Origin of the sequence: Streptomyces sp. NPDC058086 (assembly GCF_042885015.1) — a bacterium.
Taxonomy (GTDB): domain Bacteria; phylum Actinomycetota; class Actinomycetes; order Streptomycetales; family Streptomycetaceae; genus Streptomyces.
Map to the genome: position 1 here is coordinate 41,175 of NZ_JBHVST010000059.1, position 22,022 is coordinate 63,196.

At 71.4% G+C, this 22,022-nt stretch carries 19 protein-coding genes; 5 read left to right on the forward strand and 14 right to left on the reverse strand.

What is annotated here, in order from left to right; translation table 11 throughout:
• Positions 1-73: 73 nt before the first annotated feature.
• On the forward strand, positions 74-913 hold the full coding sequence (locus ACFVWD_RS35460; protein WP_389602108.1) for a hypothetical protein: 840 nt from the start codon (positions 74-76) through the stop codon (positions 911-913).
• A gap of 10 nt (positions 914-923) precedes the next feature.
• Here the strand turns inward: ACFVWD_RS35460 and ACFVWD_RS35465 are convergent, their stop codons facing one another.
• Complete coding sequence (locus ACFVWD_RS35465; protein WP_389602110.1) at positions 924-2,138, reverse strand: AI-2E family transporter; 1,215 nt, start codon at positions 2,136-2,138, stop codon at positions 924-926.
• 60 nt (positions 2,139-2,198) lie between these two features.
• Positions 2,199-2,393 carry a DUF3046 domain-containing protein gene (locus tag ACFVWD_RS35470; protein ID WP_101401028.1) on the reverse strand — a complete coding sequence of 65 codons (195 nt, stop codon included), beginning with the start codon at positions 2,391-2,393 and terminating at the stop codon, positions 2,199-2,201.
• An 80-nt stretch (positions 2,394-2,473) separates the two neighbouring features.
• On the opposite strand from ACFVWD_RS35470, the gene ACFVWD_RS35475 reads away from it, so the two are divergent.
• A complete protein-coding gene (locus ACFVWD_RS35475) occupies positions 2,474-3,427 on the forward strand; it encodes a hypothetical protein (protein ID WP_389602112.1) in 954 nt (317 codons plus the stop codon).
• A 58-nt stretch (positions 3,428-3,485) separates the two neighbouring features.
• Here ACFVWD_RS35475 and ACFVWD_RS35480 read toward each other — a convergent pair whose 3' ends face one another.
• The 3 genes from ACFVWD_RS35480 to ACFVWD_RS35490 are packed head-to-tail and all read right to left on the reverse strand — an operon-like array spanning position 3,486 to position 5,424.
• Positions 3,486-3,794, reverse strand: a complete 309-nt coding sequence (locus ACFVWD_RS35480; protein WP_389602114.1) for an AzlD domain-containing protein — start codon at positions 3,792-3,794, stop codon at positions 3,486-3,488.
• Positions 3,791-4,531, reverse strand: a complete 741-nt coding sequence (locus ACFVWD_RS35485; protein ID WP_389602143.1) for an AzlC family ABC transporter permease — start codon at positions 4,529-4,531, stop codon at positions 3,791-3,793. The genes ACFVWD_RS35480 and ACFVWD_RS35485 overlap by 4 nt, the downstream gene beginning before the upstream one ends.
• Positions 4,429-5,424: an AraC family transcriptional regulator gene (locus ACFVWD_RS35490; RefSeq protein ID WP_389602116.1), complete on the reverse strand. Its 996-nt coding sequence runs from the start codon at positions 5,422-5,424 to the stop codon at positions 4,429-4,431. The genes ACFVWD_RS35485 and ACFVWD_RS35490 overlap by 103 nt, the downstream gene beginning before the upstream one ends.
• Before the next feature lie 279 nt (positions 5,425-5,703).
• On the opposite strand from ACFVWD_RS35490, the gene ACFVWD_RS35495 reads away from it, so the two are divergent.
• From ACFVWD_RS35495 to ACFVWD_RS35505, 3 genes are all read left to right on the forward strand, one after another.
• Positions 5,704-10,626, forward strand: a complete 4,923-nt coding sequence (locus ACFVWD_RS35495) for an ATP-dependent helicase (protein WP_389602118.1) — start codon at positions 5,704-5,706, stop codon at positions 10,624-10,626.
• Between the two features lie 84 nt (positions 10,627-10,710).
• The gene (locus ACFVWD_RS35500; RefSeq protein ID WP_389602120.1) at positions 10,711-11,568 is read left to right on the forward strand and encodes an Fpg/Nei family DNA glycosylase; all 858 of its coding nucleotides are present in this window, start codon (positions 10,711-10,713) and stop codon (positions 11,566-11,568) included.
• A 36-nt stretch (positions 11,569-11,604) separates the two neighbouring features.
• Positions 11,605-12,366: an SDR family NAD(P)-dependent oxidoreductase gene (locus ACFVWD_RS35505; RefSeq protein ID WP_389602122.1), complete on the forward strand. Its 762-nt coding sequence runs from the start codon at positions 11,605-11,607 to the stop codon at positions 12,364-12,366.
• A 165-nt stretch (positions 12,367-12,531) separates the two neighbouring features.
• Here ACFVWD_RS35505 and ACFVWD_RS35510 read toward each other — a convergent pair whose 3' ends face one another.
• The 9 genes from ACFVWD_RS35510 to ACFVWD_RS35550 all read right to left on the reverse strand — a co-directional run bounded on the left by ACFVWD_RS35510 (position 12,532) and on the right by ACFVWD_RS35550 (position 21,724).
• Entirely contained in the window at positions 12,532-12,792 is a 261-nt protein-coding gene (locus tag ACFVWD_RS35510; RefSeq protein ID WP_389602124.1) for a hypothetical protein, read from the reverse strand.
• A gap of 164 nt (positions 12,793-12,956) precedes the next feature.
• A complete protein-coding gene (locus ACFVWD_RS35515; protein WP_054228607.1) occupies positions 12,957-13,427 on the reverse strand; it encodes a Dps family protein in 471 nt (156 codons plus the stop codon).
• 213 nt (positions 13,428-13,640) lie between these two features.
• A complete protein-coding gene (locus ACFVWD_RS35520) occupies positions 13,641-14,018 on the reverse strand; it encodes a helix-turn-helix domain-containing protein (RefSeq protein WP_054228608.1) in 378 nt (125 codons plus the stop codon).
• A 109-nt stretch (positions 14,019-14,127) separates the two neighbouring features.
• Positions 14,128-14,673, reverse strand: coding sequence for a CinA family protein (locus ACFVWD_RS35525; RefSeq protein ID WP_389602125.1), 546 nt, complete (start codon positions 14,671-14,673; stop codon positions 14,128-14,130).
• Positions 14,670-15,383 carry a CDP-diacylglycerol--glycerol-3-phosphate 3-phosphatidyltransferase gene (pgsA, locus tag ACFVWD_RS35530; RefSeq protein WP_099943637.1) on the reverse strand — a complete coding sequence of 238 codons (714 nt, stop codon included), beginning with the start codon at positions 15,381-15,383 and terminating at the stop codon, positions 14,670-14,672. Before pgsA ends, ACFVWD_RS35525 begins: the two co-directional genes overlap by 4 nt.
• Positions 15,380-16,867, reverse strand: a complete 1,488-nt coding sequence (rimO, locus tag ACFVWD_RS35535; protein WP_389602127.1) for a 30S ribosomal protein S12 methylthiotransferase RimO — start codon at positions 16,865-16,867, stop codon at positions 15,380-15,382. The genes pgsA and rimO overlap by 4 nt, the downstream gene beginning before the upstream one ends.
• A 142-nt stretch (positions 16,868-17,009) precedes the next feature.
• On the reverse strand, positions 17,010-17,864 hold the full coding sequence (locus tag ACFVWD_RS35540; protein ID WP_389602129.1) for a helix-turn-helix domain-containing protein: 855 nt from the start codon (positions 17,862-17,864) through the stop codon (positions 17,010-17,012).
• Between the two features lie 313 nt (positions 17,865-18,177).
• On the reverse strand, positions 18,178-20,916 hold the full coding sequence (locus ACFVWD_RS35545; RefSeq protein ID WP_389602131.1) for a DNA translocase FtsK: 2,739 nt from the start codon (positions 20,914-20,916) through the stop codon (positions 18,178-18,180).
• Between the two features lie 124 nt (positions 20,917-21,040).
• Positions 21,041-21,724, reverse strand: coding sequence for a two-component system response regulator (locus ACFVWD_RS35550; RefSeq protein WP_389602132.1), 684 nt, complete (start codon positions 21,722-21,724; stop codon positions 21,041-21,043).
• Positions 21,725-22,022 lie beyond the last annotated feature (298 nt).

Below are 22,022 nucleotides of genomic sequence, written 5' to 3' on the forward strand. Positions count from 1 at the left end.
TCCACGGGGCGTACCACCGGAGTCTTCGGCCGTACGACGACCTCAGGGCCCTGGCCGCCGAAGCTTGAACCTCATGGAGAGCCGCAGCAAAACCCCCGCTCCCGCCGTGACCACCGCCGTCGCCCCACCGGCACGACCGTCCCCGGTGCGCCCCGTGCGGCGCGGGCCGTGGCGCGGAGTGCGTCCCGCCGAGCGGCTCTGCCACGCGACCGGCGCCGTGCTGGTGCTCTCCGGGCTGGCGCATCTGGTGGTCTTCGCCGTGGACGGCGGCCCCTGGGACGGGCCCGTCTCCTGGCGCAAGCCCGTCACGTTCGGGCTCTCCTTCGGGCTGACGCTGATCGCGATCACGTGGGTCACGTCGTATCTGCGGGTCGGAGCGCGTCTGCGCTCGGCACTGCTCGTCGTGTTCGCCGCCGACTGTGTCGTGGAGGTGGGCGGGATCACCCTGCAGGCGTGGCGCCGGGTGCCGTCGCATCTCAACATGGAGACCGGCTTCGACACAGCGGTGTCGATGACGCTCGCGGTGGGCGGCGGGGTCCTCGTGGTGCTGCTCACCGTGTTCGCGGTGGCCTCCTTCCGGAACCGGCCCTCGGGCCCCCTGGGGATGCCGCTCGCGCTGCGCTCCGGGTTCGCGATCCTGCTCGTCGCGCTGGCGTCGGGCGCCGCGATGATCGCGCGCGGGGTCGTCCTCACCCGCACCGGCCACCAGGAGGCGGCGTACCACTCGACGGCCCCGCTCAAGCCGCTGCACGGGGTGAGCCTGCACGCCGTGCTGGTCCTGCCCGCGCTGGCCCGGCTGCTGTCGCACACGCCATGGAGCGATCGGACACGGCAGCGGGTCGTCCACGCGGCGGTCGGCTGCTACGCGGCGGCGGTCCTGGCCGCCGGAGTGTGGGCGGCCCTCACCTGGTGAATCATCGGCCTCATCGGCCGAGCAGCCCCCGCAGACGGGCGCGGAAGGAGGGCGACCTCCTGGTCCGGTGGCCGTGCACCCGGGGATCGTCCGTGACGTCGTACCGCTTCACATAGGCCCCCAGGAAGGCCTGGAGGGTGGCGACCGCGGGGATGGCGATCAGGGCGCCGACGGCCCCGAGGAGCGCGGTGCCCGCGATGACCGAGCCGAAGGCGACCGCGGGATGGATGTCCACGGTCTTGGCGGTCAGCTTGGGCTGCAGTACGTAGTTCTCGAACTGCTGGTAGACCACGACGAAGATCAGCACCCACAGCGCGTACCAGGGGTTGACGGTGAAGGCGATCAGCATCGGCAGGGCGCCCGCGAGATACGTACCGATGGTGGGGATGAACTGCGAGACCAGACCCACCCAGACGGCGAGCACGGGCGCGTAGGGCACGCCGAGGGCCTGCAGCAGGATGTAGTGCGCGATGCCGGAGATCAGCGCCATCAGACCGCGCGAGTACAGATAGCCGCCTGTCTTGTCGACGGCTATCTCCCACGCGCGCAGCACCTCTGCCTGTCGCGCGGGCGGCAGCACGGAGCACAACGCACGCCGCAACCGGGGCCCGTCGGCCGCGAAGTAGAACGAGAACAGCGTGATCGTCAGCAGCTTGAAGAGACCGCCCAGCACCTGCGCGGACACGTCCAGGACGCCGGTCGCGCTGTTCTGCACGTACTTCCGCAGCCAGTCGGAGTGCACCAGGCTGTCCTGGACGTCCACCCGTCTCACGTGGGTGTGGAAGGTCGAGTTGATCCAGTTGATCACCGAGTCCAGGTACTCGGGAAAGCCCTCGATCATCTTGATGATCTGACCCGCGAGCATCGAGCCGAGCAGCGTGATGAATCCGGCCGTCACGATCAGCAGACCGAAGAAGACGAGGAAGGCGGCCAGCCCCCGGCGCACACCGTACGAGGCCATCCAGCTCACCGCGGGCTCGATGGCCAGCGCCAGGAAGAACGCGATCAGAATGTTGATCAGCAGCCCGATGAGCTGGTGGAACGCCCAACTGCCCAGTTGGAACAGGGCGACGAGGGTGAGCGCGAGCACCATCGCGCGCGGCAGCCAGCGCGGCATGCGCGCGCCCTGCCCGGAGGCGTCCCCGCCCGGGGGCGGAGTGGGCGGCGTCGTGCCGAAGGGGGATGTCTGCTGGGCGACCTGCGCGGTCTCGTCTGTCGGGGCCACGGGGCAAGTCTCGCCCACTCCACCGACAATCGGTGACGGGCCCCGGATCTTCGGGGTCCGTCAGCGGTTTTCGTACGGAACGTTCATGGTCGCGCACACCACGCGCCACACGTCCTTGGCCTCCCAGCCGGCGTTCAGCGCCTGGTGCACGGTCCGTCCGCCGAGCTCCGTCATCACATGATCGCGCGCGAAGGTGTCGGCGTACGCCTCACCGAAGTGATCCGCCATCCGCTGCCAGAAGACCGTCAACCGCATGACTCCAGTATCCCGCCCCTGAGAGTGGGCCCGCGCCGGGACCCCTTGCCGAGACCGCTTTCCGTCCTACGGTCTGAGACATGGCCGAATCAGGAGCATCCCCACTCCCCCCGACGCCCCCGGCGCACACCCCGCTCTCGCGCGCAGAGCACTTCATCTGGCTCACCGCACGCGTGCTGGAGCAGCGCCGTTTCGCGTACCACTTCCTGAACAGCGACGTCGGCGCCGCCGATGCGGTGGAGACCGCGCTGGCCGCCTACCGCAACGACGACGAGGGATACGGTCACGCGCTCGAACCCGATCTGCGCGGCCCGGTCAGCCAGCCGCTGCACACCGGGCACGCGCTGCGCGTCCTCGACTCGATCGGGCGGTGCGGCGGACAGCGCGTGGAGCGCGTGTGCCGCTATCTGACCTCGGTGTCGACGGCGGACGGCGCACTGCCGGCGGTCCATCCCAGTCAGCGTGGCTATCCGCACGCTCCTTTCGTGCCGATCGTCGACGACCCGCCAAGTGAACTCCTCGCCACCGGGCCCGTGGTGGGCCTGCTGCACCTCAACGAGGTGTGGCACGCCTGGCTGTTCCGGGCCACCGACTTCTGCTGGCGGGCGGTCGAGTCCCTGGACAAGTCGCACCCGTACGAGGTCGAGGCGGCCGTGGCCTTCCTGGACTCCGCCCCCGACCGCCCGCGCGCGGAGGCCGCCGCCGACCGGCTGGGCCGCCTGGTGCGCGAGCACCGGCTCGCGGCACTGGACCCGGCGCGCCTGGAGGCGTTTCCGGTGGCGCCCGGATACGCCCCGGACGAGCACCACTTCCCGCACGACTACGCGAAGACCCCGGCGTCACTCGCGCGCGCATGGTTCACCGACGAGGAGATGGCGCGCTCGCTCGACTTCCTGGCGGGCGAGCAGCGGGAGGACGGCGGCTGGCCGATCCGCTGGCGCCAGTGGGCACCGGGTACCGCCCTGGAGTGCCGCCCCATGGTGACGATCGAGGCCCTGCGCACCCTACGGGCGTACGGTCGGCCCATCGGCTGAGCGATCCCGACGGTTCCCGGCCCGCACACACGTGTGCGGGCCGTCCGCGTACCGGGCGTCAGCCTGTCAGCGCCCGCACTCCCGCCGTCACGACCACGGCCGCGCCGACCACGAGCAGGAAGGGGGCGCGCAGGAGCAGGGCGACGGCGGCCGCGGCGAGTCCTGCGCCCTTCGCGTCCACGACCAGGACGCGCCCGTCGGCGAAGGTCTGCTGAGCCGTGAGCGCGGCCAGGAGGGCGACGGGCAGCAGGGCGGCGAGGCGCTTGACGAGCGGCCGCTCCAGGACGCCGACGGGGACCAGCAGGCCGATGAGCTTGACGGCGTAGCAGCCGACGGCGGTCGCGCCGATCGCGATCCAGATGTTCAACGGTCTTCCCTTGGTGCGTCGTTGTCGGCCTTCATACGGCCGGCGGACTTCGGAGCGCGTCGCCCCTCTATGTAGAGGGCGGCGGGAGCGGCCAGCGCCGCCACCAGGACGGGGACTCCGGCGGGCATCACGGGCAGCAGACCGAGCCCCAGAAGGACCGCGGCACCGGCCACCGCGCGCTCCGTGGTGGTCTTCAGCATCGGCGCGAGCAGCGCGAGGAAGACGGCGGGCCCGGCGGCGTCCAGCCCCCACGCGTCGGTGTCCCCGATGGCTTCCGCCCCGACGGCGCCCAGCAGCGTGGTGAGGTTCCACAGCACGTACAGGGTGAGCCCGGTGACGGTGAAGCCGATCCGGACACTGCGGCGGGTGGGCTGGGCGAGCGCGACGGCCGTGGTCTCGTCGATGACCCACTGCGCGGCGAACGGGCGCACCGCGCGCGGGAGGGCCAGCAGTTGTGACAGACGCAGTCCGTAGAACGCGTTGCGCACCCCGAGGAAGAACGCGCCCGCGGCCGCCGTGAGCGGGTTGCCGCCGCCTGCGAGCGCGCCCACGAGCGCGAACTGCGAGGCGCCGGTGAACACCAGGAGGCTGAGCGCGCAGGTCTGCAGGACGGTGAGCCCGCTGCCTGCCGAGGTCACTCCGAAGGCGAAACCGGACAGTCCGACGGCGACCCCGACTCCCAGGGCGTCCCGGACGACGGCCGCGTCGGGTTTTCCGCCGCCTTCTTCACTGCGTATGTCTGCGAGAGCTGTCTGTTCTGCCACACCCCGGACTGTAGGTACGGCCGCCCGTCGGCGTCTTGTACGTTCTTGCGCTCGCGCTGGTAGGCGCCCGGTGGCACGCCCACGATCCGGGTGAAGTGACGGTTGAGGTGGGGCTGGTCGGTGAAGCCGACGGCGACGGCCGCCTCGGCGGGCGCGGAACCGGCGTCCAGGAGGTGGCGTGCCCGGCGTACCCGTGCGTCGGTCAGCCAGGTGTGGGGCGGCATGCCGTAGGTCTCGCGGAACGCGCGCAGCAGGGCGAACGGGCTGGTGCCGAGGTCGGCGGCGAGCCGTTCCAGGGTCGGAGGCTCGGCCATCCGCTCCTCCAGCACGGCACGTGCGCGAGCGGCGACACGGGCGCCCGCGGTGTGCACGCCCTGCTGCGGCAGCGGACCGCCGTTCAGGCGCAGCAGCCGGGTCACCGCGACCCGTAGCAGCGTGTCGGCCGCGAGCGCGTTGCCCTCCTCCGCGGCCCGAAGCACTTCGTGAACCAGACCCGCCGCATACGGATCGTCGAGCACCGGGCTGACGAATCCGGGCGTTCCACGAATCGTGGTGGTCTCCGCGGCGATCTCCGCCACCAGCTCGGGCGAGGGGTACACCGCCCCGTACCGCCACCCCTCGGGAACACCCGCCCGGCCCGTGTGCGGGGTGTCGGGGTTGACCAGCGCGAGCGCGCCCGGACCCGCGTACTGGTCGGCGCCGCCGTGGTGGAAGACCTCGACACCGTCGGAGATGGCGGCGATCACGAAGTTCTCGTGGGTGTGCCGCACAAAGATCTTCTCGACGAACCGCGCCCGCAGCAGATCGACACCCGGCAGCTCCGCGTACCGCCAGTGCCGCGCCCGCTCCTGTCCCGAACCTGCCACGCATTCATTCTCCGCTACTCCCTCGCCGAGGGGCCGCGGGTGGCACCCCAACCAGCCCGCGGCCGCGCACCGGCGGAAGGGGACGGGGCGGGGTGTCCGCCCGCAGCGGCTGGCGCGTCAACACCGGCTCCTTCGAAAGCCGACCGATTCCGCGCCTGACCGAGGACGGATACCCCCGGCCCGGCCCCGACCCACCATCAGCAGAAGGCGCGCCGACCTCCAGCGGACGCGTTCTCGCAGGTCAGAGCGATTGTCAGTGGCCGGGTGCAGGATGGACGCATGGTCAGCTCCGCACACCGAGCCCTGGACGGCTTCTCCCCCGCGACCCGCGGCTGGTTCACGGGGGCCTTCTCCGCGCCCACTGCGGCCCAGGCCGGCGCGTGGAAGGCCATCGGCGAGGGCTCGGACGTGCTGGTGGTCGCCCCGACCGGCTCCGGCAAGACCCTGGCCGCGTTCCTCGCCGCGCTCGACCAGCTGGCCTCGACCCCGCCCCCGGCCGACCCCAGGAAGCGCTGCCGGGTGCTGTACGTATCACCGCTCAAGGCCCTCGCGGTGGACGTGGAGCGGAATCTGCGCAGCCCGCTGACCGGCATCCGGCAGGAGTCGGTGCGCCTCGGGCTGCCCGAGCCCGAAGTGAAGGTCGGCATCCGCTCCGGCGACACTCCGCCAGCAGAGCGGCGCGCGCTGGCCACCCGCCCGCCGGACATCCTGATCACGACTCCTGAGTCACTGTTCCTGATGCTGACGTCGGCGACGCGCGACGCGCTGACCGGTATCGAGACGGTGATCCTGGACGAGGTGCACGCGGTCGCGGGCACCAAGCGCGGCGCCCATCTCGCGCTCACCCTGGAGCGCCTCGACGAGCTGCTGCCCAGGCCCGCGCGCCGCATCGGCCTCTCCGCGACGGTGCGTCCGGTGGACGAGGTGGCCCGCTATCTCTCGCCCCGCCGCAAGGTGGAGATCGTCCAACCGCCGTCGGGCAAGGAATTCGACCTCTCCGTGGTCGTCCCGGTCGAGGACCTGGGCGAGCTCGGCGGCTCCCCGGTCGCCGACGGCAGCGAGGGCGCGGAGAAGCCCTCCATCTGGCCGCATGTCGAGGAGCGGATCGCCGACCTCGTGCAGTCCCACCGCTCCACGATCGTGTTCGCCAACTCCCGCCGCCTGGCGGAGCGCCTGTGCAACCGGCTGAACGAGATCGCGTACGAGCGGGCGACGGGCGAGCCCCTGGCGGAGGCGCACGCCCCGGCCCAGCTGATGGGGGGCTCCGGCGCGGCCCAGGGGGCGCCGCCCGTCATCGCGCGGGCCCACCACGGCTCCGTCTCCAAGGAGCAGCGGGCCCTGGTCGAGGAGGACCTGAAGGCAGGGCGCCTGCCCGCGGTGGTCGCCACCTCCAGCCTCGAGCTCGGTATCGACATGGGCGCGGTCGACCTCGTCGTCCAGGTCGAATCCCCGCCGTCCGTCGCCTCCGGCCTCCAGCGCGTGGGCCGCGCGGGCCACCAGGTCGGCGCGGTGTCCACCGGCGTCGTCTTCCCCAAGTACCGCGGCGACCTGGTCCAGGCGGCGGTGGTCACCGAGCGGATGCGCACCGGCTCCATCGAGTCCCTGCGGGTCCCCGCCAACCCCTTGGACGTGCTGGCGCAGCAGCTCGTCGCCATGACCGCACTCGACACCTGGCAGGTCGACGACCTGCTCGCCACGGTCCGCCGGGCGGCACCCTTCGCCTCGCTGCCCGAGTCCGCGTTCACCGCCGTGCTCGACATGCTCGCGGGCCGCTACCCGTCCGACGCCTTCGCGGAGCTCAGGCCCCGCGTGGTGTGGGACCGCGTCGCGGGTACGATCACGGGCCGTCCCGGCGCTCAGCGCCTCGCCGTCACCTCCGGCGGGACCATCCCCGACCGCGGGCTGTTCGGGGTCTTCCTCGCGGGATCCGACCCCAAGAAGGGCGGCGGCCGGGTCGGTGAGCTCGACGAGGAGATGGTCTACGAGTCCCGTGTCGGGGACGTCTTCACACTCGGCACGAGTTCCTGGCGCATCGAGGACATCACCCGCGACCGCGTCCTGGTCTCCCCCGCCCCCGGCGTCCCGGGCCGGCTCCCCTTCTGGAAGGGAGACCAGCTCGGCCGCCCGCTCGAGCTCGGCCGGGCGGTCGGCGCGTTCCTCCGCGAGGTGGGCTCACTCCCCAAGGATGACGCCCGCCTACGGCTGCTGGCCGCAGGACTGGACGCCTGGGCCGCCGACAACGTGCTGTCGTACCTCACCGAACAGCGCGAGGCGTGCGGGCACGTCCCGGACGACCGCACGATCGTCGTCGAGCGGTTCCGTGACGAGCTGGGCGACTGGCGGGTGGTCGTGCACTCCCCCTTCGGCGCCCAGGTGCACGCCCCCTGGGCCCTCGCGCTGGGCGCCCGGCTCTCCGAGCGCTACGGCATGGACGCCCAGGTCATGCACGCCGACGACGGCATCGTGCTGCGCCTGCCCGACGCCGACGTGATGAGCCTGGACCTGCTCGACCAGGAGCCCATGAATCTGGGCACGGAGTACGACGCGGAGCAGGCGCCCGTCGGCGCGGCGGACGTCGCCTTCGACAAGGGTGAGGTCGACCAGATCGTCACCGACCAGGTGGGCGGCTCGGCACTGTTCGCGGCCCGGTTCCGCGAGTGCGCGGCCCGCGCGCTGCTGCTGCCGCGCCGCAGCCCGGGAAAGCGCACCCCGCTGTGGCAGCAGCGGCAGCGCGCCGCCCAACTGCTCCAGGTGGCCAGCGAGTTCGGATCGTTCCCGATCGTCCTGGAGGCGGTCCGCGAATGCCTCCAGGACGTCTTCGACGTCCCCGGGCTCACCGAGCTCATGGGCGACATCGAGTCACGCAAGGTGCGGCTCGTCGAGGTCACCACGCCCGAGCCCTCCCCCTTCGCCCGCTCCCTCCTGTTCGGATACGTCGCCCAGTTCCTGTACGAGGGCGACTCCCCGCTCGCCGAGCGGCGCGCCGCCGCCCTGTCGCTGGACTCCCGCCTGTTGGCCGAGCTCCTGGGCCAGGCCGAGCTGCGCGAGCTGCTCGACGCCGAGGTCCTGGCCGAGCTGGAGCGGGAGCTCCAGTGGCTCACCGAGGACCGCCGCGTCAAGGACGCCGAAGGCGTCGCGGACCTGCTGCGTCTGCTGGGCCCGCTCACGGACGCCGACCTGGCCGAGCGCGGCGCCGAACCGCGGTGGGCCAAGGAGCTGGCCGGCGCCCGCCGCGCCATCAAGGTCCGTATCGCCGGCGCCGAGCACTGGGCGGCCATCGAGGACGCCGGCCGCCTGCGGGACGCTTTGGGCACGGCGCTGCCCGTCGGCGTCCCCGAGGCCTTCACGGAGCCGGTCAAGGACCCGCTCGGCGACCTTCTCGCGCGCTACGCACGCACCCACGGCCCGTTCACCTCCACCACCGCCGCCGCCCGCTTCGGTCTCGGCACGGCCGTCACGGACGGAGCGCTGCAACGCCTCGCGGCGAACGGCCGCGTCGTCCAAGGGGAGTTCCATCCGGCGGGCATCGGCCAGGAGTGGTGCGACGCGGCCGTGCTGCGCAGACTGCGGCGCCGTTCGCTCGCGGCCCTGCGTCATGAGTTGGAGCCGGTGCCGCCCGCCGCGCTCGCGCAGTTCCTGCCGCAGTGGCAGCACGTCGACAGCGGGCACGGGCTGCGCGGCATCGACGGACTGGTGCGCGCCGTCGAACAGTTGCAGGGTGCCTCGGTGCCCGCCTCCGCCCTGGAGAAGCTGGTCCTGCCCTCCCGCGTCTCCGGTTACGCCCCCGCACTGCTCGACGAACTCACGGCCGCCGGAGAGGTGGTCTGGGCCGGGGCCGGGTCGCTGCCCGGCAAGGACGGCTGGGTCTCGCTCTATCTCGCGGACGCGGCCCCGCTGCTCCTCCCGGACCCGCACCCCCTGGAGCTGACCGCCCTGCACCAGTCGGTGCTGGACGCCCTCTCGGGGGGTTATGGCCTGTTCTTCCGCCAGATCGCCGACCATGTCCGCGTCACCACCCACCCCGACGCCACCGATCCCCAACTCGCCGACACGATCTGGGACCTGGCCTGGTCCGGTCGGCTCACGAACGACACGCTCGCACCGATGCGCGCGCTCCTGGGTTCGGGTCGCACCGCCGGGTCCACGGCGCACCGCGCCAAGCGCACGGTCCCGCGCGGCCGCTACGGCTCCCTGACCGGCGCCGCACGCCCCCAGTCCCGTACGGGCCCGCCGACGGTGGCCGGCCGCTGGTCGCTGCTGCCCGCCCGTGAGCCCGACGCCACCGTGCGCGCCCACGCCCTGGCCCGCACACTGCTCGACCGGCACGGCGTGGTGACCCGGGGCGCCGTCGCCGCGGAAGGCGTCGAGGGCGGCTTCTCCGCCGTGTACCGCATCCTGTCCGCGTTCGAGGACAGCGGCCAGGCCCGCCGGGGTTACGTGGTGGAAGGACTGGGTGCCGCCCAGTTCGCGATGGACGGAGCGGTGGACCGCCTGCGCGCGGCGGCGAACGCACGGGACCGGGGCGAATCCCTGATCGCCCAGGACCCCCAGGACACCTTCCCGGGGCCGACCGGTTTCCCGGACACCTCCGGTTTCCCGGACGCCCCCGGCCGCCCCCGCACCAACGGCTTCCCCGACGGCCACGACCCCGCGCACACTCACGCCTTCCCCGACGACCTCGACCTCGACGCGACGAGCCCCCTGGGTTTCCCCGAGGCCGAGGACTCCGCCTTCGCCGGCGGCCACAGCTTCGCGAGCGACCCCGCGCTCTCCCCCAACCGGTTCCGCGCCCGTTCCTCGTCCCGGGCCACACCTCAGGCCGTGGTCCTGGCCGCCGCCGACCCCGCGAACGCGTACGGCGGGGCCCTTTCCTGGCCCGAGCCGCCCACCGGCGCCGGGCACAAGCCGGGCCGTAAGGCGGGCTCTCTGGTGGTGCTCGTCGACGGCGAGCTGACGCTGTACATGGAGCGCGGCGGCAAGACCCTGCTCGCCTGGCCCTCGGACCCGGACGGCTCGGTCATGGAGGACGCCCGTCTGCGTACCGCCGCCGAAGCCCTCGCCGCGGCCGCCCGCGCGGGCTCCCTCGGCACGGTCACGGTGGAGCGCGTCAACGGCGCCTCCGCCCTGACATCCCCGTTCGGCACCCTCCTGGAAGGCGCCGGCTTCATCGCGACCCCCCGTGGCCTGCGCCTGCGCGCCTGAGCACCCCGCCCACACGCACCCCACGTACCCGCATCCCACCCCACCCCGCCGCACCCCGTCCCATCCCGTGCCACCCTGGAACCCATGCCCGAAGGAGACACCGTCTGGCAAGCCGCGAGGCGGCTGCACACCGCCCTCGCGGGCAAGGTGCTGACCCGCTCCGACCTGCGGGTGCCCAAGTACGCCACCGCCGACCTCACCGGCCGCACCGTCCTGGACGTCACCCCGCGCGGCAAGCACCTCCTCACCCGGATCGAGGGCGGACTGACCCTGCACTCGCATCTGCGCATGGACGGCTCCTGGAAGGTGTACGCGAACGGCCGGCCCTGGAGCGGCGGCCCCGCCCACCAGATCCGGGCGATCCTCGGCACCGCGGACCGCACGGCCGTCGGCTACCGGCTCCCCGTCCTGGAGTTGCTCCGCACCGCGGACGAGGACCGCGCCGTCGGCCACCTCGGCCCCGACCTCCTCGGCCCGGACTGGAACCCCGACAGCGCCTTGGAGAACCTTCTCCAAGACCCCGCCCGCCCCCTCGGCGAGGCCCTCCTCGACCAGCGCAACCTCGCCGGGATCGGCAATGTCTACAAGAGCGAGCTGTGCTTCCTCCTCCGGGTCACCCCCTGGCTGCCCATCGGTGACCTTCCCGCCGACCGCGCCGCCCAGCTCCCGGCCCTGGCCAAGAGGCTCCTGGAGGCCAACCGCGACCGCCCGACCCGCATCACCACCGGCCGCCGCGACCAGAACCTCTTCGTGTACGGCCGCGCACCCCGACCCTGTCTGCGCTGTGGCACCTCGATCCGCCGGGCCGACCAGGGCGACGGCTCCCGAGAGCGCCCCACGTACTGGTGCCCGGCGTGCCAGACGGGCCCGACTCCGACCCCGGGCCGTATCCCGTCCCCCGGGCGCCGGTCCCTCCCGTACAACTCCCCACCGTACGACTAATTGACGATCCGTCAGAAACCCTCGTACCGTCCCTTCATGCCCGTCAAGGCGTACGACCTCACCGGACGCACCGCATTCGTCACCGGCGCCGCCAGCGGGATCGGCCGCGCGTCAGCCGTCCTGCTGGCGGAGGCGGGGGCCGCCGTCCACTGCGCGGACCGGGACCCGCAGGGCCTGCACGAGACGGCGACCCTCATCAAGGCCCGGGGCGGCACGGCCCACACACATCCGCTCGACGTCAGCGACCATGCGCAGCTCCGACAGGCCGTCGCGTCCTGCGAACGGCTCGACGTCATGGCGGCGGTCGCCGGGATCATGCACAGCAGCCCGGTCCTGGAGACCCGGGACGAGGACCTCGACCGCGTGCTGGGCGTCAACTTCAAGGGCGTGCTGTACGCCTGCCAGGAGGCCGCCCGCCTCATGATCGCGAAGAGCCTACGGGGGAGCATCATCACGATGGCGTCGGGCGCCATCGACACCGGCGGTCCCGGCCTGCTCTGCTACGGCGCGTCGAAGGCGGCCGTCGTGCAGTTGACGAAGACCCTGGCGACCGAGGTCGGCCCGCACGGCATCCGTGTCAACGCGGTCGCGCCCGGCTGGACGCGTACGCCGATGACCGACCGTCACGGGGACGCCCAGGCGCGCACCGAAGCGGTCATGGCCCGGCTGTCGCCGCTCGGCCGGGTCGGCGAACCCGAGGACATCGCCCACGCCGTGCTGCATCTGGCCTCCGACGCCTCGGCGTTCACGACGGGTCAGATCCTGCGCCCGAACGGCGGCGTAGCGATGCCTTGGTAGCCCCCAGCAACCCCCAGCAGCACCCCCACGTCGCCGCCCCCGGCATGCACCCCGCGGCATCCGCCCCCTCTGAGCCCAGCCTCCCTCCCGCGCCGGGCCCCAAGCACCACGCGCCCCCAAGCGCGCCGTACCCGTCCCCCACCCCCTCCACCGAACGCCCCGCCCCTACGAAGCCCCCGGCTCGCGCCCCCTACGCGTCCCACGCCGTAGCCATCCCTCCCGGCGCCTGCGCGCCCCGGCGCCGGCGCGCACGACCCCCGCCTTCGGCACACAGTGCACCGGCAGCAGGCTCAACCCCCATCCCCCGGCCGCGACCGCCCCCTCCAGCGCCCCGGCATCGGGCGCCAGCGCGAGCCGGAGGACGCCCCACCACCACAGCGCTCCGAGCCCCAGCGCAGCCCCCCAGCGCGCTATCCGCCCTGCCATGGTGTCCACCTCCAGCCCGAAGCTAGACCCGCGCTCTCACCCACCGGCAGGGCGCACCAACGGCACAGAGGCGCACCCACGGCACATCCGAAGCCGGCCACGGCGCCCCGGGGCCGCCTCGGGGCGCCCGGCGGTCACCGCCGAGAGCCGCCCGCCTCCGGGCGTCACCCGTTCTCCGCCTGGAACATCCAGTGATGCTTCTCGAGGTCGGCGGTGATCTGGATGAAGATGTCCTGGCTCACCGGATCGGCTTCACCCGTCGCGTCCACCCGCACCCGCATCCGGCTGATCACCGCGCTCAGCGCGTCCACTAGCTCCCCCACGGCGTCGGTGTCCTTGATCCAGCCCTCCGGCGTGACACCGATACCGCTGGTGGTGGCCACGGTCGCGGCCCGTCCGTCGGGCGGGACTCCGAGTGTCGAGGCGCGCTCCGCCACCGTGTCGGAGTGCAGCCGTGCGGTGTCCACGACCTCGTCGAGCTGGAGGTGGATGGAGCGGAAACGCGGTCCGACCACGTTCCAGTGGACCTGCTTCGCCACCAAGGAGAGATCCACCAGGTCGACCAGCGCTCCCTGGAGGGCGCCGGACACGGTCTTGAGATCCGCGTCTGACAACGGGCTCTTCACGACGTACATCGGGATTCTCCGATCCACTCGACCTCATCAACGACGGCCTCATCCATCACGACCTCATCAACCATGGCATATAGGCGCAATTCAGGTCATCTGGAGGAAGCGGCCCCGGAGACAGCGAAAGCCCCGGCCGAACCCGCTCCAGGTTTCCCCTGGAGCAGCCCCGGCCGGGGCTTTCGCAAGCATGCTCAGCTCATGAGCGCGAACTCGTGAGCGTCAGGCGGCGACGACGTCGACCGCCTCGGCTGGCGCCTTGATGGTGACCCGTTCCGGTGGCACGCCGGTGACCGATACGGAATTCAGCATCGGACGGCGCACCGGTGTGGGCACCGGCTCGGTGGCCGCTGCAGACTGGGCCAGCTCGGCGAGAGCGAGTTCGTCGCTCACTTCCCGCATGAGCTCGGACATCCGTACGTCCAGCGCGTCGCAGATGGCGGAGAGCAGCTCGGAGGATGCCTCCTTCTGCCCCCGCTCCACCTCGGAGAGATAGCCGAGTGAAACTCGGGCGGACGAGGAGACTTCGCGCAGAGTACGGCCCTGGCGCTGGCGCTGCCGACGCAGCACGTCACCAAGCAGGCGACGGAGCAGAATCATCGGTGGCTCCCTCCTCGGACCGCGTAGCCGCATCCTTCACGCCCCACCGTACCGCCTTGCGCCGCGGCCGTGCGGGGAGCGATGTCGTGTTCACTCAGGGCTGCAAACATCAAAACCCCCCGTTCTGTTCCGTATCCTGTGCCCGCTCATTCCCGGTCTGTTCGCCCGCCAGCTCCTTCAGGAGCAGTGCGAGTACGCTCCGTACACTCTCCATACGGATTTCCGTCCGGTCGCCGTTCAACCGCAGCGGTCTCACTTTCCCGCCGCCGGCAGCATGAAAAGATGCTCGGGACGGCCCGTCGACGGCCACGAAAACCGTCCCGACCGGCTGCCCGTCCTGGGGTTCGGGTCCCGCGACACCGGTGGTCGCTATCCCCCAGTCGGCGCCGAGCGCCTTGCGCACACCGGCCGCCATCTGGGCCGCGACCTGCGGATCCACCGCACCGCGCTCGGCCAACAGAGTGGCGTCGACGCCCAGGAGTTCGTGTTTGAGTTCGGTGGCGTACGCCGTCACGGAGCCCCGGAAGGCCTGGGAGGCCCCGGGCGTCGCGGTGATCTCCGCCGCCACCAGACCACCGGTGAGCGACTCGGCGACGGCGAGCGTCTCGCCCCTCACCGTGAGTAGTCGCAGCACTTCGGCGGCCGTAGAACTCACCGCTCCGCCTCCTCGGCCGCCGCCTGCCGCTCGGCGATTCCGCTCCTGCGCAGCACAATGGCCTGTCTTACGTAGTCGAGCCCGGTGACGACCGTCAGGACGACCGCCACGGCCATCACCCAGAACCTCAGGGTGGCCAGGGGGCCCGTCAGCGCCAGGACGTACATCCCGACCGCGGTGCCCTGCGCGAGGGTCTTCAGCTTGCCGCCACGGCTGGCCGGGATGACCCCGTAGCGGATCACCAGGAAGCGCATCAGGGTGATCCCGAGCTCGCGCCCGAGGATCACTCCCGTCACCCACCACGGCAGATCACCGAGGTAGGACAGGCAGACCAGTGCCGCGCCCATGATCGCCTTGTCGGCGATCGGGTCGGCGATCTTCCCGAAGTCGGTGACCAGGTCGTACGTGCGCGCCAGGTGCCCGTCGAAGATGTCGGTGATCATGGCGACGGCGAAGGCCGCCCAGGCCCAGGCACGCCACGCGGGGTCGTACCCGCCGTCGGCCAGCATCAGCGCCACGAAGCCCGGTACCAGGACGAGCCGGATCATGGTCAGGATGTTCGCGATGTTCCAGAGGCTGGCCTGATTGACGGCCACAGCGCCCAGCTTCCCGCCCCGGGCCGGCTTGGAGCCCCCGGGAACGCCGGGAGCGCCCGCCGCGCCATTCGCGCCGGGGGAGCCGCCCGCCGCGGACGCCGGGGCTCCGGTCATCTGGCCGCCTCCTCAGTACACGGGAGCGAGCCCAGGAGCGGCTCGGCCACCAGGTCGACACCTTCCGTACCGACCACCTTGGCCTCGACGATACGGCCGACCGTCAGACCTTCGCCGCTCGTGAACTGCACCTGGCCGTCGGTCTCGGGCGCCTGGTGCGCGGCACGGCCGACCGCACCCCACTCCTCCCCGTCGACGGAGCCGACCGACTCGACGAGCACGTGCACGGTCTCACCGACGCGCTCCTCGGCGCGCTGCGCGACCAGCTCCTCGGCTAGCCGGGACACGCGCGCGAGGCGCTCGTCGACCACGTCCTGGTCGAGCTTGTTCTCGTATGTCGCCGCCTCCGTGCCGTCCTCGTCCGAGTACCCGAAGACGCCGATGGCGTCGAGGCGCGCACCCGTGAGGAAGCGCTCCAGCTCCGCGAGGTCGGCCTCGGTCTCGCCGGGGAAGCCCACGATGAAGTTGGACCGCACACCGGCCTGCGGGGCCTTGGAGCGGATGGTGTCGAGCAGTTCCAGGAAGCGGTCCGTGTCGCCGAAGCGCCGCATCGCGCGCAGCACGTCCGGCGCGGAGTGCTGGAAGGACAGGTCGAAGTAGGGCGCGATGTTCGGCGTGGAGGTCAGCACGTCGATCAGCCCGGGGCGCATCTCGGCGGGCTGGAGGTAGCTCACGCGCACGCGCTCGATGCCGTCGATCTCGGCGAGCTCGGGGAGCATGGTCTCCAGGAGGCGGATGTCGCCCAGGTCCTTGCCGTACGAGGTGTTGTTCTCGGAGACCAGCATGATCTCCTTGACGCCCTGCTCGGCCAGCCAGCGGGTCTCGTTCAGCACGTCGCTGGGGCGGCGCGAGATGAAGGAGCCGCGGAAGGACGGGATGGCGCAGAAGGAGCAGCGCCGGTCGCAGCCGGAGGCGAGCTTCACCGAGGCGACCGGGGAGCCGTCCAGGCGGCGGCGCAGAGGCGCACGCGGGCCGGAGACCGGGGCGACGCCCTCCGGGAGGTCCGAGGGGGCGCCGTGGCCGGGAAGTGCCACCTCCCCGCCCGCGCTCTGCCGCTCGGCGGGGCTGATCGGCAGCAGCTTGCGCCGGTCGCGGGGGGTGTGGGAGGCGTGGATGCCGCCGTTCAGGATGGTCTGGAGGCGGTCGGAGATGTCCGCGTAGTCGTCGAAGCCGAGTACGCCGTCGGCCTCGGGGAGGGCCTCGGCGAGCTCCTTGCCGTACCGCTCGGCCATGCAGCCCACCGCCACGACGGCCTGGGTTCTGCCATGCCCCTTGAGGTCATTGGCTTCCAGGAGGGCGTCGACGGAGTCCTTCTTGGCGGCTTCGACGAAGCCACAGGTGTTGACTACGGCGACGTCCGCTTCTTCGGCGTCCTCCACGAGTTGCCAGCCGTCCGCCTCCAAGCGGCCTGCGAGCTCCTCCGAGTCCACCTCGTTACGGGCGCAGCCAAGGGTGACGAGTGCGACGGTACGGCGTTCAGGCATGGGCTCAAGACTACTTTGTCTCACTGACAGCCCACGTCGACGGGGTTGGCCGATCTTGGCCAACCCCGTATCCGCCTGAGCGGTGAGCCCTTTGTGCGCCCACTTCGTGAGCCCGTTGTGCGACCCTCACGGCCGTCCGAAGTCATCCGACGACGGGGTCGCCCTTCGTGTACGTCAGTCGCTCGACCTGGCCGGGCTGGAACTGGTCGTCGATCTTCTTGCCGTTCACGTACAGCTTGATGGCGCCCGCGTCGCCGAGGACCAGGTCGATCTTCGTCTTGTCCTGGAAGGTCTTGGACTCGCCCTGCTTGAGCAGACCGTCGAAGAGGAGCCGGCCGTTGTGGTCCTTGGCGGAGATCCAGCTGCGCCCGTCCGGGGCGCTCACCTGGACGGTCACCTTGTCCTGAGGGGCCGCCGCGATGGCGCTGTCGGAGGGCTCGGGCTTCGGGTCGGCGGGCTTGCTGATCTTGGGGCTGGCCGAGGTGGTGGACGTACTGGCGGTCGGTGTGGAGCCCTCGGCGACCGACGACTTCGCGTCGCTCCCACCGCTGCCCTTGACCACGGTGAAGCCGACGAAGCCGATCACGGCGACGATCGCCGCGACCATGGCGGCGGTCCAGTTCGGCCCGCGGCGCTCGGGACGGATACGTTCCGCTTCGAACAGCGGGGCGGCGGGGGTCGGCGCGGGACGCCCGCCGTGTTCCGCGTCGTAGCGGGCGAGCAGCGGGTCCGGATCGAGGCGCACGGCCCGGGCCAGCGTCCGGATGTGACCGCGCGCGTACACGTCGCCGCCGCAGGGGGCGAAGTCGTCCTGCTCGATCGCGTGCACGATGGCGATACGGACCCGGGTGGCGTTGCTGACGTCGTCAACGGTCAGTCCTGCCTCGATGCGGCCCTGCCGCAGGGCACGACCGACCGAGAGGCCTTCTTCGCGGTGCTCTTCGAACGGGCGCTCGTCTTCGGGGGAGTTGCCGTCAGGGAAGTTGCCGATGGACACGGGGGCGCCTTTCGAGCGTGTAGCCACCTGTGCTGGAGGTTCAGTTTAGGGGGGGTACGAAAGGGTGGGGCAACCGGGCGGTGGGACTTTGTACGCCATCAGAATGGCCGGTCATCCTGATGCTGGGACAGGGACCTGTCCTCTCGCTCAACTTGACGTACGACGAAGGGAAACGGTTGCCCGTCTTTCCCTTACGGGTAAGTCACGTTCGAATATCCCCGTGTCACGGAGCGAACCGTCCGCGCCATGACCGAGCCGTCGAGATCTCACCCGTACGGTGACCGACCTGTCCCGTTTTCCTCCGCCAAAAGCTCTACGCTTCAGCTTCCCCACGAATCACGGCGAGCACTCCATCCAGCTCGTCGGCCTTCACAAGGACGTCACGCGCCTTGGAACCCTCACTGGGCCCGACGATGCCGCGGGACTCCATGAGGTCCATCAGCCGCCCGGCCTTGGCGAAGCCGACCCGCAGCTTGCGCTGGAGCATCGAGGTGGACCCGAACTGCGAGGTGACGACCAGTTCGGCGGCTGCGCACAGCAGGTCGAGGTCGTCGCCGATGTCCTCGTCGATCTCCTTCTTCTGCTTGGTGCCCACGGTGACGTCGTCCCGGAAGACCGGCGCCATCTGGTCCTTGCAGTGCTGCACGATGGCCGCGACCTCGTCCTCGGTGACGAAGGCGCCCTGCATACGGGTGGGCTTGTTGGCCCCCATCGGCAGGAAGAGCCCGTCGCCCTTGCCGATCAGCTTCTCGGCACCCGGCTGGTCGAGGATGACGCGCGAGTCCGCCAGCGACGACGTGGCGAAGGCGAGCCGGGACGGCACGTTCGCCTTGATCAGACCGGTGACGACGTCCACGGACGGCCGCTGGGTGGCGAGCACCAGGTGGATGCCGGCCGCACGCGCGAGCTGCGTGATGCGCACGATCGCGTCCTCGACATCGCGCGGGGCGACCATCATCAGGTCGGCGAGCTCGTCGACGATCACCAGCAGATACGGGTACGGCGTCAGCTCGCGCTCGCTGCCCTCGGGCAGCTTCACCTTGCCGTTCCTGATGGCCTCGTTGAAGTCGTCGATGTGCCGGTAGCCGAACGCCGCGAGGTCGTCGTAGCGCAGATCCATCTCCCGTACGACCCACTGCAGCGCCTCGGCGGCCCGCTTCGGGTTGGTGATGATCGGCGTGATCAGGTGCGGGATGCCCTCGTACGCGGTCAGCTCGACCCGCTTGGGGTCGACGAGGACCATCCGGACGTCCTCGGGGGTCGCCCGGACCATGACGGACGTAATCAGGCAGTTAATGCACGAGGATTTACCGGAACCGGTGGCTCCGGCGACGAGCATGTGCGGCATCTTCGCCAGGTTGGCCATCACATAGCCGCCCTCGACGTCCTTGCCGAGCGCGACCAGCATCGGGTGGTCGTCCTCGGCCGCGTCCGCGAGGCGCAGCACGTCACCGAGGTTGACCATCTCGCGGTCGGTGTTGGGGATCTCGATGCCGACCGCCGACTTGCCGGGGATCGGACTGATGATCCGCACGTCGGGGCTGGCGACGGCGTACGCGATGTTCTTGGTGAGCGCCGTGATCCGCTCGACCTTCACGGCGGGGCCGAGTTCGACCTCGTAGCGCGTGACCGTCGGACCACGCGTGAAGCCGGTGACTGCGGCGTCGACCTTGAACTCCATGAAGACGTTCTGGAGCGAGGCGACCACGGCGTCATTGGCGGCGCTGCGCGTCTTGCCGGGCCCGCCGCGCTCCAGGAGGTCGAGCGACGGCAAGGAGTAGGTGATGTCGCCGGACAACTGGAGCTGCTCGGCACGCGGGGGCAGGTCACGGGGCGCGTCGGGCGCGGACTTGGTGAGGTCGGGCACGACGGACTCGACGGCCAGGGCCTCCTGCTTGGGCCGCTTGGCGCCCGGGACGACCTTGGCGCGCGCGGCCGGCACCGGGGTCGTCTCCTCGTAGCCGTCACGCTCCGCCGTGACGCCCTGCGTCAGATCGGCGACCAGCGGGGAGGGCGGCATCCCGTGCAGCACGGCGCCGTCGAGCGCGGCCGCGGCAGCCGCGGCGACGTCCACCGCGTCCATGGGCCGGTCCAGGTCGGGCTGCTGCACACCGGGCCGCCGAGGACGGCCGCGGCGCTTGGTGAGCGCCTCCTCCTCGGCGCTCTGCGCGTCGTATCCCTCAGGAGCGCGTGAACGCCGCCGGGAACGGGCGGGAAGCGCCTCACGCCACTGCTCGTCGTAGCGCTCGTCGTCCTCGCCGAAGGCGTCCTCGTCGGGGTCGGCCTGGACGACGCCCAGCTTCTGCCCGAGCAGCCGCAGCCGCTGCGGGATCGCGTTGACGGGGGTCGCCGTGACGACCAGCAGGCCGAAGATCGTGAGCAGCACGAGCAGCGGCACCGCGAGGACGTCGCCCATCATGTACGTCAGCGGCGTCGACGCCGCCCAGCCGATGAGTCCGCCGGCGTCCCTTATCGCCTGCATGCCGTCGCTGCGCGCGGGCGCCCCGCAGGCGATGTGGACCTGGCCGAGCACGCCGATGACGAGCGCGGACAGGCCGATCACGATGCGCCCGTTGGCCTCCGGCCTCTCGGGATGCAGGATGAAGCGGGCGGCGATGACCGCGAGCAGTATCGGCACCAGCAGGTCGAGGCGGCCGAAGGCACCCGTCACCAGCATCTCGACGAGGTCGCCGACGGGCCCGTGCAGGTTGGACCACGTGCCCGCCGCGACGATCAGCGCGATCCCGATCAGCAGCAGCGCGAGTCCGTCCTTGCGGTGCGCCGGGTCGAGCCCCTTCGCACCCCGTCCTATGCCGCGGAACATCGCGCCGACGGCGTGCGCGAGACCCAGCCACACGGCGCGTACGAGCTTGTACACGCCCCCGGTGGGGTTGGGCGCCGGCGCGGGTGGGGCCTTCTTCGCCGCGACCTTCTTGGCAGGCGCCTTCTTGGCGGCTGCCTTTTTCGCGGGGGCCTTCTTCGCCGGAGCCTTCGTCGGAGCGGCCGCCTTCTTCGCGGGCGGCTTCTTGGCTGCGGACTGACGTGAGGCCATGAGTGTGAGGTTACCGGTGGAGACGACAGCGGACACGTGTGCCTACTGCTTCACCCGTTCGTGTCGCCCGTACCAGGGACCAGAACTGACGCGCGTTCACCGCGAACGACGGACTCCTCGAGGGTCAGTTCTGCGACGGCACCGACGGTGCGCCGCTCCCCGTGCCCGGCTCCAACGCGTCCAGCGCCCGGCGCAGTCCCGTGAGTTTGCGTTCGAGATGGGCCGCGGTCGCCACCGCCGCCGCGTCCGCCGAGTCGTCGTCGAGCTGTTTGGACAGCGCCTCGGCCTGCTCCTCAACGGCCGCGAGCCGCGCGGAGAGTTCGGCGAGGAGACCGGCCGGCTCCTTGGCCGAGCCGAGCGCCGTCTTGGCGCCACCCTCCAGCTGGAGCCGCAGCAGGGCCGCCTGCTCGCGCAGTTGGCAGTTCTTCATGTAGAGCTCGACGAAGACCGAGACCTTCGCGCGCAGCACCCATGGGTCGAACGGCTTGGAGATGTAGTCCACCGCACCCGCCGCGTACCCCCGGAAAGTGTGGTGCGGGCCGTGGTTGATCGCCGTGAGAAAGATGATCGGGATGTCCCGAGTCCGCTCTCGCCGCTTGATGTGCGCCGCGGTTTCGAAACCGTCCATTCCAGGCATCTGGACGTCCAGCAGAATGACCGCGAAGTCGTCGGTCAGTAGCGCTTTGAGCGCTTCCTCTCCGGACGATGCCCGTACCAGTGTCTGATCGAGCGCGGAGAGGATCGCCTCCAGCGCCAGCAGATTCTCCGGCCGGTCATCGACCAGAAGGATCTTGGCCTTCTGCACCATGGCCCGCCCTCCTCGCCCCGGCAGTGCACCGGGCGCCGCCCCAGGGGACGACTCCCTTGCGTCGCCCGTCCTTGTGCCGGTCATGGTAGCCGCACCCCGCCTGTCGCCACACCCTGTCACCGCGATGTCACTGTGCACGTAGCAGAAACGTAGCGGGAGACCAGAAGGTTCCCCGAATCCCGCGCTTCTACACGGCTTCGGCCACCGTCAGTTATACGACGTCGGGCGCCCCGCGCCCCCGACTCGGCGCGTACAGCCGGGCTTCCCGGTCGCCGACACCACCCGGCGACACCCATCC

Excerpts from the sequence above, each read along its gene's own strand:
- ACFVWD_RS35460 (WP_389602108.1), top strand. The coding sequence starts at position 74 with ATGGAGAGCCGCAGCAAAACCCCCGCTCCCGCCGTGACCACCGCCGTC.
- ACFVWD_RS35470 (WP_101401028.1), bottom strand. The coding sequence starts at position 2,393 with ATGCGGTTGACGGTCTTCTGGCAGCGGATGGCGGATCACTTCGGTGAG.
- ACFVWD_RS35475 (WP_389602112.1), top strand. The coding sequence starts at position 2,474 with ATGGCCGAATCAGGAGCATCCCCACTCCCCCCGACGCCCCCGGCGCAC.
- ACFVWD_RS35495 (WP_389602118.1), top strand. The coding sequence starts at position 5,704 with ATGGTCAGCTCCGCACACCGAGCCCTGGACGGCTTCTCCCCCGCGACC.
- ACFVWD_RS35500 (WP_389602120.1), top strand. The coding sequence starts at position 10,711 with ATGCCCGAAGGAGACACCGTCTGGCAAGCCGCGAGGCGGCTGCACACC.
- ACFVWD_RS35505 (WP_389602122.1), top strand. The coding sequence starts at position 11,605 with ATGCCCGTCAAGGCGTACGACCTCACCGGACGCACCGCATTCGTCACC.
- ACFVWD_RS35510 (WP_389602124.1), bottom strand. The coding sequence starts at position 12,792 with ATGGCAGGGCGGATAGCGCGCTGGGGGGCTGCGCTGGGGCTCGGAGCG.
- ACFVWD_RS35515 (WP_054228607.1), bottom strand. The coding sequence starts at position 13,427 with ATGTACGTCGTGAAGAGCCCGTTGTCAGACGCGGATCTCAAGACCGTG.
- ACFVWD_RS35520 (WP_054228608.1), bottom strand. The coding sequence starts at position 14,018 with ATGATTCTGCTCCGTCGCCTGCTTGGTGACGTGCTGCGTCGGCAGCGC.
- pgsA (WP_099943637.1), bottom strand. The coding sequence starts at position 15,383 with ATGACCGGAGCCCCGGCGTCCGCGGCGGGCGGCTCCCCCGGCGCGAAT.
- rimO (WP_389602127.1), bottom strand. The coding sequence starts at position 16,867 with ATGCCTGAACGCCGTACCGTCGCACTCGTCACCCTTGGCTGCGCCCGT.
- ACFVWD_RS35545 (WP_389602131.1), bottom strand. The coding sequence starts at position 20,916 with ATGGCCTCACGTCAGTCCGCAGCCAAGAAGCCGCCCGCGAAGAAGGCG.
- ACFVWD_RS35550 (WP_389602132.1), bottom strand. The coding sequence starts at position 21,724 with ATGGTGCAGAAGGCCAAGATCCTTCTGGTCGATGACCGGCCGGAGAAT.